The organism is Pseudomonas sp. H26/SER47-MNA-CIBAN-0231 (genome assembly GCF_040310465.1).
Classification (GTDB): Bacteria; Pseudomonadota; Gammaproteobacteria; order Pseudomonadales; family Pseudomonadaceae; genus Aquipseudomonas; species Aquipseudomonas atacamensis.
Genome location: NZ_JBEOPW010000192.1, coordinates 1 through 236, shown reverse-complemented (window position 1 = coordinate 236; position 236 = coordinate 1). Strand labels below are relative to the sequence as shown.

1 protein-coding gene is annotated in these 236 nt (G+C 63.1%); it reads right to left on the bottom strand.

What is annotated here, in order from left to right; translation table 11 throughout:
* Positions 1 to 236, bottom strand: a 236-nt coding sequence (locus tag AAEZ10_RS27760; RefSeq protein WP_350571892.1) for an FMN-binding protein, incomplete at both ends; no start/stop codon positions are given.

The window sequence follows — 236 nt, the reverse complement described above, 5'->3', positions numbered from 1 at the left end:
AATCAAGGCCTGCCGATGTTCGTCGAAATAGCGTAACGCGTCATGGATGGCATTGATCGCCGCCCGTGAGGTGATGGTTGCGCCGGCAATCTGGTCGAACTGCCCCTGATCCTTTTTCAGCGCCCATCCCGCGTCGACAGGATCGGCGCGTGACCGGCCGGCAAACACCTGGAGCCAGCCCTGCGGCCAGTCGGCGATATGAGCGCCGAGCCCCGGAGTTTCCGAGTGCTTGAGGG